Consider the following 15428-nt stretch of genomic DNA (forward strand, 5'->3'; position numbering starts at 1 on the left):
TGCCAGCGCCAATGATACTGCCCAACCCGGGTGGAAAAGTAGGACACCGCCGAACACACATTAAGCCCTGTGCCCCCCAATTCAATTGGGGGGCACAGGCATTTGTCGTCTATGGGGCGGTCTCACTCGAATAGTGACGGCTGCGCGAAGACCCGGGACCGCTCGAGTCCGAGCAACGCCTTTTTCTTCTCGATGCCGCCGCCGTACCCGGTGAGATTCCCGTTCGAGCCGATCACCCGGTGGCACGGCACGATGATGCCGATGGGGTTGTGCCCGTTGGCGAGCCCGACCGCGCGAAATGCAGTGGGCGCACCGATCTGCCTGGCGATCTCGCCGTACGACCTTGTCTCGCCGTAGGGGATCGTCAACAGCGCCTCCCAGACCCGCCGCTGGAACGACGTACCGACAAGGTCGAGCTCGAGTTCGAATTCGATTCGCTCGCCGGCGAAATACGCGTCGAGTTGTTCAACCGCCTCGGCGAAGATGCCGTCGTCTTCTTCCCAGCCGTCGCGGCTCGGCTCGTAGGTCTGGTCCACCATCCGCAGATGCATCAGCCGGCCGTTCTTGCCCGCCAGGGTCAATGGGCCGACCGGACTGTTCATCGAGCGAAACTGCACCGTTCCCATCACGGCTCCTTCGGTGGCCATTCGTTGACCGCATGATCGAGCGCTGTCCACAGATGCTGGGTGGCGTAGGACCGCCAGGGACGCCAGCGCGCGCTGTGCTCGGTCAGGGATTTGACCTCGGACGCCAATCCGAGATGGTCGGCGGCCAGCCGCACCCCGAGGTCGCTGGCGGGAAATGCGTCTGGGTCGCCCAGGGCGCGCATCGCGATCATCTCGGCGGTCCAGGGGCCGATTCCGGGCAGCGACAACAGCTGCGCGCGGGCTTGATTCCAGTCGCAGCCAGCGTCAAGCACGACCTCGCCGTCGGCCAACGCGCGAATCAACGCGGTGAGGGTTCGCTGACGCGACCGGGGAAACGCCAGATGAACAGGATCGATCTCGGCGAGCTGCTCCACCGCCGGAAATACATGCGTCAGGCCGCCGTTGACGTCGGCCACCGGCTGACCGTAGGCGTCCGCGATGCGTCTGGCGTGGGTGCGTGCGGCCTTCACCGACACCTGCTGGCCCAGCACCACCCGCACGGCGAGTTCGTGTTCGTCGACCGTTCGCGGTATCCGCTGTCCGGGCGCTTTGGCGACTAAGACGCTGAGGTCCGGGTCGGCGCCGAGCGCGTCGACGACCGCCTCCGGGTCCGCGTCGAGATCCAGCAGGCGGCGGCAGCGGGCGATCGCGGTGGCCAGGTCCCGAAAGTCGTCGAGCACGATGCGACACTGAACGTGGTCGGGCTGCGGTGTCAGGCTGATGATTCCGCTGCCATTCGGAAGACGCAGTGTCCGCCGATAGGCGCCGTCACGCACCTCTTCCACGCCTGGGACGCCGCTGGCCGCGAGGTGCCCGAAGACACCCTCGTAGGCGAACGGAGCCCGCGTCGGAAGTCGCAACGACAGCGCTCCGGCGGCTGCGGCCCCAACTCCGAACCGTGCACGCGCACGTACGCGCAACTCCGTTGGCGTCCGATCACACACTGCGCGCAGCGTGTCGTTGAACTGGCGAATGCTGGAGAAGCCGGCGGCGAAAGCGACATCGCTGAACGGCAATTCGGTCGTTTCGATCAACACGCGGGCGGTCTGCGTGCGTTGAGCCCTTGCGAGTGCGAGCGGATTGGCACCCACCTCGGCCTGTAACAGCCGTTCGAGCTGGCGGGTCGTGTAACCGAGACGCGCGGCCAGCCCGGAAACACCTTCGCGGTCGACAGTGCCGTCGGCGATCAGCCGCATCGCCCTCGCGACGACATCGCCGCGCACATTCCACTCCGGCGATCCGGGCGATGCGTCGGGCCTGCACCGCTTGCATGCCCGAAAGCCCGCCTTCTGCGCCGCGGCAGCGGTGGGGTAGAACCGCATGTTGCGAGCGAACGGCGGACGCACGGGGCAGCTGGGCCTGCAGTAGATCTTCGTGGTCAGCACGGCGGTGACGAACCAGCCGTCGAACCGGGCGTCCTTCGACTGGACGGCCCGGTAGCAGCGGTCGAAATCCTCGTGCATGCCTAGACGATTACACGCCCCAACCGACAAGACTGGCGGAAAACCGACATCATCACCGGCGAGCCCTACCTTCACCCCGGTCCACGGTCGCTGAGGAGCACAGAGCGGTGCACAACGGTCGAATCGCTGTCAGATAGCATCGCCAACGCTTCGGGCTCGACCACGGCCGCGTCGATGTCGTCACCGGCGAAGCCTCGTATCGCGTCCAAGGACGTCCATAGCGTGTGTGACGTCAACTCGACCAGAGGTTCCTGTTCTCTTCCCAGCAGAAATGCGCCTTCGAACCCGCGCAGCCGATGAAGCTGCGGAAGCAAAATCGACTCGAAATACCGGTGGTAGGACTGAGCACCGGCTTTCGTCGCGCGCGCCGACCATGTTCGGACAATCATGATGCGACTATAAGGAAACTGGTGAGCATTTCGAAGCGATCATCGCTGCGTGAGAAGTGGCGCGTCTCCGGCGAACCGCGGGTGGCAGCGTCTGTGGACCATCGCGTTGAAGTGCGTAGTCGCTCCAATCCTGTTGCCAGGGAACCGAACTCTTTACTTCGCCGGCGATACCGGACTGCGACGTCGCCAACTTGTGCTTCACGGATTCTGTCGTGTGGCCTCGCGGTATCGCAGCACCACGATTGACTACGGTATACCGACCTGTCAGTATAGTTACGTGAACGATCCGTCCCCCGCTGGGGAGCGCATCCTGGCTGCGGCCACCGAGATCTTCTACACCGAGGGCATAGGTGCGGTCGGGGTGGATCGAATCGCCGCAGAAGCAGCGGTGACCAAGCCGACGCTGTATGCGCAGTTCGGTTCGAAGGCCAATTTGATTGCGGCCGTGTTGGACCGACGCAGCCGCGATCGCCAAGCAGCGATCGAATCCATGCTGGCCGACTTCGACGGTGACGCCGAAGCACGGCTACTGGCGGTCTTCGACTGGCTTGCCGAAGGCCACGGCAAGTCGGGCTTTCGCGGTTGCCCGTTCATCAACGCCGCCGTCGAGCTACCCGATGCACGGCACCCAGCCCGTCTCGTGATCCTCGATTACAAGAGATGGCTGCGAACGATGTTGACGAGCTTAGCGTCTGCCGCGGGGGCTGCCGATCCCGAACGGCTTGGCTCGGATCTGCAGTTGCTCATCGATGGAGCCAATGCCCGAGTTGTAGTCGAAGACGACCGGTCGGCGATGCGCGATGCGCGCCGAGTGGCCTCTTCCCTTCTGGCGTCCGATCTTTCGAATCGCCGGACATCTCCCAGGGAGGCTTGAGCCGTGTCTCCTTCGATAGCGCCGGGTATGGTCACGACCCTCGAGTACAGGGTCTCCGCATCGCGGACTGTTCCGCATCTATTACCTGAGTCGGAGGAATTCGCCCGCATGCCTGCGGTATTGGCCACGGGCTACCTGATCGGTCTGGTCGAATGGGCGTGCATGCGAATGGTGCACCCCCATCTCAACGCCGAAGAACGCACGGTGGGGACGTACGTTGACCTCTCGCACGAGGCGCCGACGCTACCGGGAACGGCTGTGCACATATATGCGGAGCTTGTCGCCATGAAGGGTCGCCAGCTCGAGTTCGACGTCATTGTCGATGACCGCAACGCGATTGTGTGTCGGGGCCACCATCGACGCAACATCGTCAACCTCGAGCGGTTCGAGCAGAGACTCGCCGCTTTGAGCAGTCACAGTGATGGGTGAATTCGGATGCGGCGCACGCATCTTCGATGCGCACCTGCACATTATCGAGCGCGCCTTTCCGCTGATACCGAACGACGGCTACTTGCCGCCACCTTTCACCGTTGAGGACTATCGCACGAGAGTCTCCGAGCTCAATGTACGGGGCGGGGCGGTGGTTTCAGGATCGTTCCAAGGCTTCGATCAGCGCTATCTGCGCCACGCACTCCGCACTCTGGGGTCCGCATACGTAGGCGTGACTCAAATACCGTCTGACACCACCGACGACGACATCCGCGCCTTGACCGCCGACGGCATTCGGGCTGTGCGTTTCAATGTTCACCGCGGGGGGTCGGCGTCGCTCCGAGACCTTGAACACCTCGCTCGCCGCGTCCATGAAGTCGCCGATTGGCACGCCGAACTTTATATAGCTTCGCGCGACCTGGTGGCGATCGCGCCCGTACTCGCAAGACTCCAGGTCGTCAGCATCGACCATCTCGGACTCTCGTCCGAAGGACTGCATTGCCTGCTGGACCTGGTGGACAAAGGTGCCTACGTGAAAGCCACCGGTTTCGGGCGTCTCGATCTGAATCCCGCGTACGCGATCGGTGAGATCATGAAGGTCAATCCGGGTGCTCTGGTGTTCGGTACCGACCTGCCGTCCACGCGGGCGCCGCGGCCGTTTCGCGACGAGGACCTCAACACAATCGCCGACGTAGTTGGTGCCGAACACCTCGATGATGTTCTGTGGGGCAACGCCGCTCGGCTTTACCGAATCGAGCACGCCAACACACCAGGGCGATAGGCAAATAGTCTTCGCGGCAGTGCCGCTCTATTCGGTCGGGGCCCTGCTGTTGAGGTCGGCTTCAGTTTCTGCGGTGGACGACAGTGGCTGGAACTCGAAACCACAGCTCCATAGCTCGATAATTCATGCCGATCATTTCAGTGGGATAGTTCGTTGGTGCCGAGCCTGAAGTTCTATGCCGTGGGTGCTGACCGCCGAGCCGTCCTCGACACCGTTTTCGCCGTGGGTGACTTCGCGCTGTATGAGATGTACTCCGAGCCCGGCAGGCGCATTCGACGCTTCAGGGATGCGCAGGACGTGCCGGGTGAGGCACACGGCCCGCACCTGATGCTGCATGTGGTCCGCGCAGGTGGTCAGCCGATCCTCGACGGCAAGGCAATTGGGGGTTGGGGTCTGATCCAGTTGAGTTTCGGTGGGCTTTTCGAGGACCGAGAGCTGCGCTGGAGCATCACGAACCACAACACCGACAAGCGAGTCGCGAAGTGGGAGGGGCTCTACCCCGAATACGGCGATCCACGAGCGTGGGACTGGCAGGCGATCAACCGCGCGTCGGCACGCTTGAACCGACGGATCCGTGCCCTGGCTGCGGATGCGATCGGACCGCATCCCGTATTACCGGAAGCCGCCGAGCTCATCGCCGCCCACCAGCTCACGTACGTGTACGGCACCGGCATCCACAACCAGCCGGCGCCCGCCTTTCGAAATTCGTGACCAGATCGCGTGCAACGTCTGGAGCAAAGCCGTGACGCTATGCGACGGACGGATACCGTAGGACGATGGACTCGCACGTGGAAGTCGCCGGCGACGCAGCCGAGTGGTCCGCACCGCACGAGAAGCTCCGTCCCCGCAGCCGCCCGCTGCTTCCCGCTCGTGATCCCTTCTACCAGCCGCCGCCGGGGTATGAGCACACCGCACCGGGTACCGTTCTGCGCTCTCGCGAGGTGCAGTTGGCGTTCCTGGGACTGATCCCGCAACGCTTTACGGCGACGCAACTGCTCTACCGGACGACCGACCTGAACAAGAACGCCTCGACCACCGTCACCACGGTCCTGACCCCGTCGGAGCGCACGCCCGATATGCCGTGCCCGATCGTGTCGTACCAGTGCGCGATCGACGCCGTGACAGGCCGCTGCTTTCCCTCCTACGCGTTGCGTCGGCGAGCCAAGGCCGCAGGCGCACTGGCACAGTTCGAGATGCTGCTGATCGTCGCCGCGCTCGCCGAGGGTTGGGCGGTCTCGGTGCCGGACCACGGCGGGCCGCTGGGTCTGTTCGGCGCACCCTTCGAGCCCGGCTACTGCGTGCTCGACGGTCTGCGGGCTGCAGTGAATTTCGCACCGTTGAAACTTTCCCAGGAGGCCCCGATCGGCCTGTGGGGTTACTCCGGCGGTGGGCTGGCCACCGCATGGGCCGCCGAGATGTACGACGGCTATGCGGCGGAACTCAATGTCGTCGGCGCCGTGCTCGGTTCGCCGGTAGGCGATCTCGGCAGCACGTATCACCGCCTCAACGGCAAGTTTTTCTCCGGGCTGCCCACGATGGTGGTGGCCGCACTCATGCAGACCTACCCGGACTTGCGACGTGTCATCGAGGAACACGCCTCGGATGAAGGTAAAGCGCTCTTCGAGAAGCTCGGGAAGATGACGACTGCGCAGGCAGTGGTTCGGCTACGGAAACAGAACATGGCCAGCATGCTCGACCGTCCCCTGCAGGAGCTCCTGGACATGCCCGAAGTCCAGCACGTCTTCGACCACATCAGGCTCGGCATCGCCGCGCCGACCATGCCTGTGCTGATCGTGCAGGCGGCCCATGATCGCATCATCTCGGTCGACGACATCGACCAACTGGCACGCACCTACAGCGCCGGCGGCACCGATGTCACCTACCACCGCGACAGATTCGCCGAGCACATAATGCTGCATCCGATGTCGGCGCCGATGGCGCTGAGGTGGCTCCGCGATCGGTTCGACGGGCGGCCGCTGGACGAGAACCGGAGGCGTACCACCTGGCCGACACTGCTCAATCCGTCGACGTACCGCGGCCTGGCCCGGCTGGCCAGGGTCAGTGGCAAGGTGGTCACCGGGCGTGGAGTCGAGCGGCGCCCACTGTCGCAATACGACCGGTGACCCGGAGTTCGAGGACCTAGCTCTTGTCGCGCAGCGGGCGAAGCAACGCGGTGAGCCCGTAATCGAAGACGGCGTCGTAGTCGGTCGGAGACTGCAACGCCTCGACCAACACCTGGTCCGGCCAGTCGTCGGTCCACAGCGTCGGATCCTCTTCGTCGTGCTTGGCGCCCCGCACCGCCGAGAACTGCATCACCGCCGACGAGATGACGTGCACTTCGATCGCCCGCAGGACCAGAGCCGCCTCGGCCCCGGTCACTCCGACATCAGCCAGTTCAGTGGCCAGCGCCTGCTGAACCGGCAGAAACAACTGCGGAGTTCGGTCGCGCTCGTGCGCGACGCCGAGCAGGTGCTGACGCTCGATCAGCGCCCTACGCTGCAGCCGGGCCAGCGACGCGATGCGCTCGACCGGATCGGCACCCTGGACAGGCAGGGTCGCCATCTCGCCGAGCAGGCGCTCCACCAGGCTGTCGAGCAGCTTGTCGCGCCCGCCGACGTGCCAGTAGATGGACGTGACTGCGACGCCGAGTTCTTCGGCCAGCCGCCGCATGGTCAACGCATCCACGCCGTCGTGCTCGATGAGCCGCGCGGCGGTCTCCAGGATCACCTCGGCCGTGATGGACGCGCCGGGCTTCTTGGCGTTATGGCCGGTCTGGCGCGTCAGCGGACTCACCCCCGGTGATGCGATCCGAGTCGGGCAGGTCCAGATAACGGTCGAGGTTGCGGTGCAGATTGATGACGCGCCGCTCCTCGTTTGACAGGACGAGATGGGTGAAGCCGGGCTGACGAAGGCCACGCTGCAGCCCCGCTAACACTGAAATATCCTGAATGAGAACCAGTCCCGGGTGGGCCTGCTCAGCGGTCAAGCGAACGTCGGCAGGTCTGCTGCGCGGCGAGTCGGGCGGCATTCGCATCCACAACAGCATCACGAGCTCGCCGTGTTCCGGGTCGGGTCCCGGATGCGACGTCATCACGGTCAGATGGTCAGCGTTCGACAACAGTGTCATATTGGGGAACACGTTGTACTGGTGCAGACGCAGCAGTTGATCGTCGGTGGCCCAGCGCAGATCGACACCACGCCCGGCACCGAACGCCCTTGTGCGCTCGGCGATCAGGTCGGCGGCCGACCGGCCGTCCGCCTGGTCGGCCGGGAACGGCGTGTCCTCGGCGACGCCCATCAGCGCGCCCTGAGTCCGCACGTAGGCATCCCACACGTCTGCGTCGGTCGAAGATTCACGCAACTGCGGGCTCGGTACACCGTACATCTGCTCGGACTTGCCGGTATGACCCCAGATCTGTTGCGGTGCATGGACATCGTCCATGCATCGGTGAAGCTCGGGGTGCAGGGTCTGGATGTGATAGGTCTCGCTGTACCCGTCGGCGATGGTCTTCCAGTTCGCGTCGACCTCGACGGTCATGGTGGCATAGCAGCGGAATTCATCGAGTCGGCACCAGGCGATGTCGTTCGGCACTTCCTCCAGATACTCCAGCAGCGGCATCGCGGAGGGGTCGAGGTTGACGAACACCAACCGTGCCCACGTGTCGACAGCGACCGGAATGAGCGGCAGGTCGCTCATCGGCAGCGCCCCGAACCCCTTGCGGTGGGGAACACGCCTCAGCGCGCCGTCCAGGTCCCAGGTCCACCCGTGATATCCACAGCGCAGTTCGCGCAGGTTCGTACCGGTGCCGCTGCACAGCGAGTTTCCGCGATGCCTGCACACGTTCTGGAAGGCCCGCAGCTCGCCGCCGTCACCTCGGACGATCAACACCGAGTAGGCGCCGCAACGGTATTCGAAGAAGTCGCCCGGCTCGGCGACGTGGTCCACCGTGCAGGCGACCTGCCACACCCTCGGCCACATCCGCTCGGTCTCCAGCCGTGCGAACTTCGGCGAGTAGTAACGCTCCGACGGCACACGGGTAGGGCGCCGCGGCGGCGGTCCGATGGCATCCTCGCGCTTGGTGTGGGTTGGATTGCCGACGGTCTGCGTCACGATTCGCCTCTCCCCGCTCTGTAACGGTGTTACAGTCCCCAACGGTAGCGGTCGGCCCGGGTTTGGTGGGAGTAATCGTGTTCGATCTGAAGATCACAAGTGGCACTGTCGTCGACGGCACCGGCGGTGAGCGTTTCAACGCCGACGTCGCGGTGAAGGACGGACGAATCGTCGAGATCCGTCGCCGCGGCCCCGGCGACGGTCCGCTGGAGGGCGAGGCGGCCCAGACCATCGACGCGGCCGGCAAGATCGTCGCGCCCGGATTCGTCGATATCCACACTCATTACGACGGTCAGGTCAGCTGGGACAGCTTGCTGGAACCGTCGAGCAATCACGGGGTCACCACCGTCGTCGCGGGCAACTGTGGCGTCGGGTTCGCTCCTGTTCGTCCCGGCCAGGAGCAGTGGCTCATCGAGCTGATGGAGGGCGTCGAGGACATTCCGGGCACCGCACTCACCGAGGGCATCACGTGGGGCTGGGAGAGCTACGCCGAGTATCTCGACGTCATCGGCACCCGCGAACTCGCCGTCGACATCGGCAGTCAGGTTGCCCACGGCACAGTCCGGGCGTATGCGATGGGGGAGCGCGGCGCGCGTAACGAGCCCGCCACCCCCGAGGACATCGCAGCGATGAGTCGGCTGGTGCAGGAGGCCGCCGAGGCTGGGGCGCTGGGCTTTTCGTCGTCGCGCACGCTAGCCCATCGCGCCATGGACGGCGAGCCGGTGCCGGGCACCTTCGCGGCCGAGGACGAACTGTTCGCGCTGGGTCGGGCAATGGTCGCCGGCGGCGGCGCCGTCTTCGAACTCGCCCCGCAGGGCGCCGCGGGCGAGGACATCGTGGCGCCGAAGAAGGAGCTCGAGTGGATGAGGCGACTCGGCGAGGAGCTCGACTGCGCGCTGAGTTTCGCGTTGATCCAAGTCGACGCCGATCCCAACCTCTGGCGCGAGCAACTCGACATGTCGGCCGCCGCACACGAAGCGGGCAGCCGGCTTCACCCCCAGGTGGCCGCACGGCCGTTCGGCATGCTGCTCGGGTTCCCCGGACACCACGCCTTCACCCACCGCCCGACCTACCGGCGGCTCAAGGCGCAGTGCACACGCGACGAATTGGCCGCTCGACTGGCCGAACCCGCTGTGCGCGCGGCCATTCTGGCCGAGGATGATCTGCCCGTCGACCCGAAGCTGTTGTTTGACGGCATGTTCGCGTTCGCGCAGCATTCTGCAGACCGGCTCTACGCGTTGGGCGAGCCGCCCGACTACGAGCCGACCGCGGAGCGCACCGTGGCCGCGATCGCGCGCGAGCGCGGAGACGACGTGCTGGCCACGATGTACGACCTGATGCTCCAGAACGACGCCGCCGCGATGCTGATGCTGCCGCTGTTCAACTACTCGGAGGGCAATCACGACGCCATCCGCGAGATGATGACCCACCCGTCCGGTGTCCTGGGCCTGTCCGACGGCGGCGCGCACTGCAGCATGATCTGCGACGCTTCGTATCCGACGTTCCTGCTCACACATTGGGCGCGAGACCGCCATCGCGGTGCGAAACTGCCGCTGGAGTACGTGATTCGCAAGCAGTCCCACGACACCGCGCGACTGTTCGGACTGACCGATCGCGGTGTGCTCGGGGTGGGGAAGAAGGCCGACGTCAACGTCATCGACATGGACGCCCTCACCTTGCATGCGCCGCGGATGGCCTACGACCTGCCTGCGGGTGGGCACCGGCTGGTGCAGGGTGCCTCCGGCTATGCCGCCACGATCGTCAGCGGCGTCGTCACGCGGCGTGACGGCGTGGACACGGGAGCGCGTCCCGGTCGGTTGGTGCGCGGGGCGCGTTAGGTGTCGTTCGGCTATGCGCCACGCCACCGGCCGGCCCAGCCGGCACGACCGCGCGCCGACGCATTCAACATCGAGAAAGCCGCTGTCGGTGAGGGTGTTTCGCTGGCATACGTCCGCGAAGGCGTCGGTGGGACGCCGGTGCTGCTGATTCACGGCTATCCGGAGACCAAGCGCATCTGGTGGCGCAACATCGAGGCGTTGGCCGCCGCTGGGTTCGAGGTCATCGCCCCGGACCTGCGCGGCATGGGGGACAGCGACCTCCCGCCAGACGACCGACACGATCTCGTGACGTATGCACGCGATCTGTACGCGTTGGTGCACGACGGACTCGGACACTCGTCGTGCCTCATCGCAGCAGGCGACGTGGGCGGCGTGGTAGCGACCGACGGCGGACTACCGCTGGATGCAGGGCGCCTTCCCCGACCAGCTCGCCGCCATGCTGCCGTCGCCTGCGGCGCGCAGGCAGTGGGTTGCGGCGATGTACACCAACCGGCTGTGGGCCTCACGGTTTGCGTTCGACCACTCCGATGTCGACTTCATGACCGAACCGTTCGCCGACGAGGCCCGCTTGCGAGCCGGCTGGGCGACGTACCAACTCGCCTACGGGCGTGCCATGCCCGAATTTCCCGATGATGGACGCCGTCGACGTCGAGACGCTCATCCTCTATGGTCCCGAGGATCACGCTGTCGGCGAGCAATTCGTCCCGATGTGCGAGCGCGCGTTCAGCAATCGCATCGGACCGCTGGTGATTCCGGGCGCCGGCCACTTCCTGCAGTGGGAGCGCGCTGACATCTTCAATCGCCTGCTGCCCGCCGTGTTCGGACCTCACGCGTCGGTTGCGAACATCTAACGATTTCGTACGAAGCGGCACTCTGGTGCACGCATCGGCACAAGGTGTGGTGTCGTGGAATCTGATGACGAGTAGACCTTTTCGGATAGTCACCGCCGCTGCCGCTGTGTCTGCGCTGGCGGCGACCGGCCTGCCGGCTGCCGGGGCCGCACCGGCCACGGACGCGCAGGGCTACGTCGATTCCACCGCGCGCTGCGCAACGCCGGGTTCGGCGGTCCTGTTCGGCAGCACCGCGACGTCGCGGGTGGCGATCTGTGAGACGCCCGGCGGCGAGTTCGAGTACCGCGGCGTGCGCGTGCGCGACGGCGCCAAGCTCATCGTGCCGGCCTCGCAGTCCGGTAGCGAGTTCACCGCCGAGAACGAGGGCATCACCTACACCGTGACGAAGAACGCCTTATCGGTCAGTGCCGGCTCGAAAGTGATCCGCGAGGAGGCGATGGTGGACTTCCACGAAGCGCAGGCATCGCCTGGCCCCAGCCCCAGCCCTGGCCCTGGCCCTGGGCCGTCACCGGCCGAGACCGCAACGCCGTCAACGCCACTGCCGCCGCCCCTGCCTGCCGAAGTCGGCGGCAGCTGATTCGGATCACCCGCGCAGTTCGCCGCGCAGGTACTGGCCGCGGCATGCCCGGCGCGCCAGCTTGCCGCTGGTCGTTCGCGGAATGGATCCTGCAGGCACGAATCGGACGTCGACAGGGTAAAGCCTGTGACGAGTCCAGACCGCCTTGCGAATCGATTCGATAGCGGGCAGCCGATCCGCCCGCCGCGTACCCGACGCGCGCTCGGCGATGAGGACCAGCCCGTCGTCGACGGCGAACGCCGCGACATGGTCGGGCCGCACCATGGTCGACGCCTCCGTCGTGGTGGCCTCGATGTCGTGTGGATAGTGTTGCCTGCCATCGATGGTGATGATGTCCGCGCGGCGCCCGGTGACGTAGAGTTCGCCAGCTAGGTACACCCCGAGGTCGCCGGTGCGCAGCCACCGCGCATCAGCGGGCGACCCGTTGGCATGGCTGTCCACGTCGAGCCTCGACTCCAGCCGGGCGTCCAGCGCGTCACGGGACTCGTCCGGCAGGCCCCAGTACCGTTGGGCGACGTTGTCGCCGTGCACCCAGATCTCGCCCACATGTCCGTCGGCGAGTTCGATGTGCGCATCGGGGTCGACGATCACCGCCCACTGGCTTCGCGAGACTTGGCCGCACGACACCTGTGCCACCGCGTCCGTGTCCGCCGCGACGGGGACCGCCAGTCCCTCGGACAGCTGGTCGCGATCGAGGTGGACCACTGACGGCTGGGCCTCGGGCGCGATCGTCGAGACGAACAAGGTGGCTTCTGCGATGCCGTAGGACGGCTTGATCGCGGTGGCGGGCAACCCGTATGGCGCGAAGGCCGTGCGAAACGATGTGATCGCGGCCATGCTGACGGGCTCGGAGCCGACGATCATCACGACATTCCTCAGGTCAATGTCCGCGCCCGGCGTCGGCAAGCCGCGTTGTGCGGTGTATTCGTAGGCGAAATTCGGCGCGGCGGTGACCACCCGTCCGGTCCGAGATCCCGCTGCCAGAGCCAAGATCCAGCGCTGCGGTCTACGGATGAATGCCGTCGGAGACAGCAGTGTCGAGTGGCCGCCGTACACCGCGGGGAAGCCGATCATCGACAGTCCCATGTCGTGGTAGAGCGGCAACCAACTGACGCCGTGAGTGTTTCGGTCCAGCAGATCGATAGACAGGATCATCTGCAGCAGGTTGGTGCCGACTGCACGGTGCGTGATCTCGATGCCGACCGGCGCGCGCGTCGATCCCGACGTGTACTGCAGATGCGATACGTCGTCCACTTCCAGCATGATTGGACGGAATGCCGCACCGTCGGCGTCGGCGATCTCGTCGACAGCGATGACTGCGAGACCTTTGCCGACATCCCGGTGCTGCAGAAACTCTCGCACGGTGTCCGCAACAGCGGATGTGGTGAGGACTGCGGTCGGCCGGGCATCGGTCAGCGCCGTCTCGAGCCGTTCAGCGTGCCCCTGCAACTCCGGAGCGAACAACGGCACCGCGATCGCACCGGCCTTCACCGCCGCGTAGAACGCGGCGACGTAATCGAGTCCCTGCGGCGCGAGGATGGCCACCCGGTCGCCATGCGAAGCGACGCGCTGCACTCTTGCGCCGATGGCCCGCATACGACGACCGAGCTGGGCCCACGTCAGCTCGACAGTGCGCTCGTCGGCCGCATAGTCGAGGTATCGGAACGCCACGGCCTCCCCGACATTGGCGATGTTCCGCTCGATCAGCGAGATCAAGGTGGCGCCGGGTGGCAGCACGATGGCACCGCCGGCATCCACGCAGTCCTCGATCTGCAGCAGGCCCTCGTTCGTCATACCGTCGAGTGTAGTTACCGTGACGTTCGGTACCACTTATCTCGAGGCGATGTGACCGAGCGCGCACTCCCTCAGGCGGGCCGCGCGAGTCGCATCGGCTCGTCGTGGCCCCTCAACGTCACCGTCTCACCCAAAGTCCAGTTACCGCGCTCACTTTCGGCAGCATTGGACACCGTGTCGGAGGAGGTCAACAGGTGGCCCGGGCTGTCCTTGGCCAACTCGCACAACCGCGCGGCCTCGTTCACCGGCTCACCGATCACCGTGTACTCGAAGCGCTCCTTCGCCCCGACATTGCCCGCCACCGCCTCGCCCGCGGCGACTCCGATGCCCGCATCGCACTCGGGCGCCTCTTCGCGGATCCGCCGGGCGATGGCGCGCGCGGCGCCGAGCGCCTCTCCCTCGGGATTGTCGAGGTGATTGGGCGCGCCGAAGACGGCGAGCGCCGCGTCGCCTTCGAACTTGTTCACGAAGCCGTGGTGACGATCGACCTCCTCGACGATCACCGTGAAGAAACGGTTCAGCAGTTCGACGACTTCGGTTGCGGGCCTTCCCGTCACCAGCTGCGTCGACCCGATGATGTCGACGAAGATCACTGCGACGTGGCGTTCCTCGCCGCCCAGTTTTGGCCGCTGCTTCTCGGCGGCTGCGGCGACCTCACGGCCGACGTGGCGGCCGAAAAGATCTCGCACACGTTCGCGTTCCTTGAGACCCTCGACCATCGAGTTGAAGCCGCGCTGCAGCTCGCCGAGTTCGGTGCCGTCGAACACCACCAGATTGCAGTCCAGATCGCCCTCTTCGACATGCTTGAGCGCGGACCGCACCACACGGACAGGCGTGGCGATGAGCCATGACAGCAGCCACATCAGGATCAGTCCGAAAGCCAGTGCAATCACCGCGATGATCATCACGGCCACCGCGAGCTGGGTCGCGGTGAGGTTCCGCAGCGAGAGCGTGAACAGCGCGAGCAGGAGGATGCCTAGCACGGGAACGCCGGAGCTCAGCAGCCAGACGGTCATGGTTCGGCCCATGACGCCGTCCGCCAACCGGCGTGGCGGGCGGCCTGCCTCCAGCGCCTGGGCGGCGATCGGCCGCAGCGCGAATTCGGTGATCATGTAACAGGCGGTGGCCACCACGATGCCCGGGAAACCGACTGCGAGCAGGAATCGGGGGATGAAGGCGGAGTTCTGCAGGCCGTACAAGAACGTCAGCAGCGCGGCGCCGATGCCCCAGAGGAGAAGCAGCTTCTTGGCCACCCGCCACGGAGCGCGGAACACGTTGTGCTGGTCGGTCTTGGTGGGTGGGCGCTCTTCGATCGCCCACCGCAGCGATCCGACGGTCCGCGAGGTGATCCAAGCGGTACCGAAAATCAACGCGACCAGCATGTAGGCCGGAACGACGCCCCAGGTCAACCAGGCAGGCGCGTCGGAGAACACGCTCGGAACCGGAATGGCGACCGCGTTGAGCAGCAGCGAGACCGCGATGCCGAGAAAGTTGGTGATCAGGAGGAAGAACGTGAGGATGAACTGGATGCGGACTCGTCGACGGTGTTGGCTCTCCGAAGGCTTGCCGAGCAACCAGGAGCCGTAATCCGGCGTGCCCAGCCGACCGCTCTGCCGCGTCACCTTCTCAAGCAGGAGGCCCAGCCGTTGCGGGACGCTTTTCGTGGCGGTCATC

General features: G+C 65.6%; 16 protein-coding genes. 9 read left to right on the forward strand and 7 right to left on the reverse strand.

What is annotated here, in order from left to right; all coding sequences use genetic code 11:
• Positions 1-122 precede the first annotated feature (122 nt).
• The 3 genes from N4S67_RS27325 to N4S67_RS27335 form a co-directional block, all read right to left on the reverse strand.
• A complete protein-coding gene (locus N4S67_RS27325; protein ID WP_260996196.1) occupies positions 123-626 on the reverse strand; it encodes a methylated-DNA--[protein]-cysteine S-methyltransferase in 504 nt (167 codons plus the stop codon).
• Positions 626-2110, reverse strand: a complete 1485-nt coding sequence (locus N4S67_RS27330) for a DNA-3-methyladenine glycosylase 2 family protein (protein ID WP_260996197.1) — start codon at positions 2108-2110, stop codon at positions 626-628. Before N4S67_RS27330 ends, N4S67_RS27325 begins: the two co-directional genes overlap by 1 nt.
• Before the next feature lie 71 nt (positions 2111-2181).
• Complete coding sequence (locus tag N4S67_RS27335) at positions 2182-2499, reverse strand: hypothetical protein (RefSeq protein ID WP_260996198.1); 318 nt, start codon at positions 2497-2499, stop codon at positions 2182-2184.
• Positions 2500-2713: 214 nt separating this feature from the next.
• Between N4S67_RS27335 and N4S67_RS27340 the strand changes: the two genes are divergently transcribed.
• From N4S67_RS27340 to N4S67_RS27360, 5 genes are all read left to right on the forward strand, one after another.
• Positions 2714-3373 (forward strand): TetR/AcrR family transcriptional regulator, encoded by a 660-nt coding sequence (locus tag N4S67_RS27340; RefSeq protein WP_260996199.1) that lies wholly within the window; start codon positions 2714-2716, stop codon positions 3371-3373.
• Positions 3374-3481: 108 nt separating this feature from the next.
• A complete protein-coding gene (locus N4S67_RS27345) occupies positions 3482-3802 on the forward strand; it encodes a thioesterase family protein (protein WP_260996200.1) in 321 nt (106 codons plus the stop codon).
• The gene (locus N4S67_RS27350) at positions 3795-4583 is read left to right on the forward strand and encodes an amidohydrolase family protein (RefSeq protein ID WP_260996201.1); all 789 of its coding nucleotides are present in this window, start codon (positions 3795-3797) and stop codon (positions 4581-4583) included. The genes N4S67_RS27345 and N4S67_RS27350 overlap by 8 nt, the downstream gene beginning before the upstream one ends.
• 156 nt (positions 4584-4739) lie before the next feature.
• A complete protein-coding gene (locus N4S67_RS27355) occupies positions 4740-5294 on the forward strand; it encodes a hypothetical protein (protein ID WP_260996202.1) in 555 nt (184 codons plus the stop codon).
• Positions 5295-5359: 65 nt separating this feature from the next.
• A complete protein-coding gene (locus tag N4S67_RS27360) occupies positions 5360-6706 on the forward strand; it encodes a lipase family protein (RefSeq protein WP_260996203.1) in 1347 nt (448 codons plus the stop codon).
• 16 nt (positions 6707-6722) lie between these two features.
• Here N4S67_RS27360 and N4S67_RS27365 read toward each other — a convergent pair whose 3' ends face one another.
• Entirely contained in the window at positions 6723-7376 is a 654-nt protein-coding gene (locus N4S67_RS27365) for a TetR/AcrR family transcriptional regulator (protein WP_260996204.1), read from the reverse strand.
• Positions 7345-8694 (reverse strand): aromatic ring-hydroxylating oxygenase subunit alpha, encoded by a 1350-nt coding sequence (locus tag N4S67_RS27370; protein WP_260996205.1) that lies wholly within the window; start codon positions 8692-8694, stop codon positions 7345-7347. Before N4S67_RS27370 ends, N4S67_RS27365 begins: the two co-directional genes overlap by 32 nt.
• 77 nt (positions 8695-8771) lie before the next feature.
• On the opposite strand from N4S67_RS27370, the gene N4S67_RS27375 reads away from it, so the two are divergent.
• The 4 genes from N4S67_RS27375 to N4S67_RS27395 all read left to right on the forward strand — a co-directional run bounded on the left by N4S67_RS27375 (position 8772) and on the right by N4S67_RS27395 (position 11960).
• A complete protein-coding gene (locus tag N4S67_RS27375; RefSeq protein ID WP_260996206.1) occupies positions 8772-10532 on the forward strand; it encodes an N-acyl-D-amino-acid deacylase family protein in 1761 nt (586 codons plus the stop codon).
• Between the two features lie 138 nt (positions 10533-10670).
• The gene (locus N4S67_RS28100; RefSeq protein ID WP_390893553.1) at positions 10671-11165 is read left to right on the forward strand and encodes an alpha/beta fold hydrolase; all 495 of its coding nucleotides are present in this window, start codon (positions 10671-10673) and stop codon (positions 11163-11165) included.
• Complete coding sequence (locus tag N4S67_RS27390; RefSeq protein WP_260996312.1) at positions 11141-11383, forward strand: alpha/beta fold hydrolase; 243 nt, start codon at positions 11141-11143, stop codon at positions 11381-11383. The genes N4S67_RS28100 and N4S67_RS27390 overlap by 25 nt, the downstream gene beginning before the upstream one ends.
• A 64-nt stretch (positions 11384-11447) precedes the next feature.
• Positions 11448-11960 (forward strand): hypothetical protein, encoded by a 513-nt coding sequence (locus N4S67_RS27395; protein ID WP_260996207.1) that lies wholly within the window; start codon positions 11448-11450, stop codon positions 11958-11960.
• A 6-nt stretch (positions 11961-11966) separates the two neighbouring features.
• Here N4S67_RS27395 and N4S67_RS27400 read toward each other — a convergent pair whose 3' ends face one another.
• Together N4S67_RS27400 and N4S67_RS27405 are read right to left on the reverse strand one after the other, a co-directional pair.
• A complete protein-coding gene (locus N4S67_RS27400; RefSeq protein ID WP_260996208.1) occupies positions 11967-13754 on the reverse strand; it encodes a fatty acyl-AMP ligase in 1788 nt (595 codons plus the stop codon).
• A 71-nt stretch (positions 13755-13825) separates the two neighbouring features.
• Positions 13826-15427, reverse strand: a complete 1602-nt coding sequence (locus N4S67_RS27405) for an adenylate/guanylate cyclase domain-containing protein (RefSeq protein ID WP_260996209.1) — start codon at positions 15425-15427, stop codon at positions 13826-13828.
• Position 15428: the final 1 nt, after the last annotated feature.

This window comes from Mycobacterium deserti (assembly GCF_025345615.1).
Classification (GTDB): Bacteria; Actinomycetota; Actinomycetes; order Mycobacteriales; family Mycobacteriaceae; genus Mycobacterium; species Mycobacterium deserti.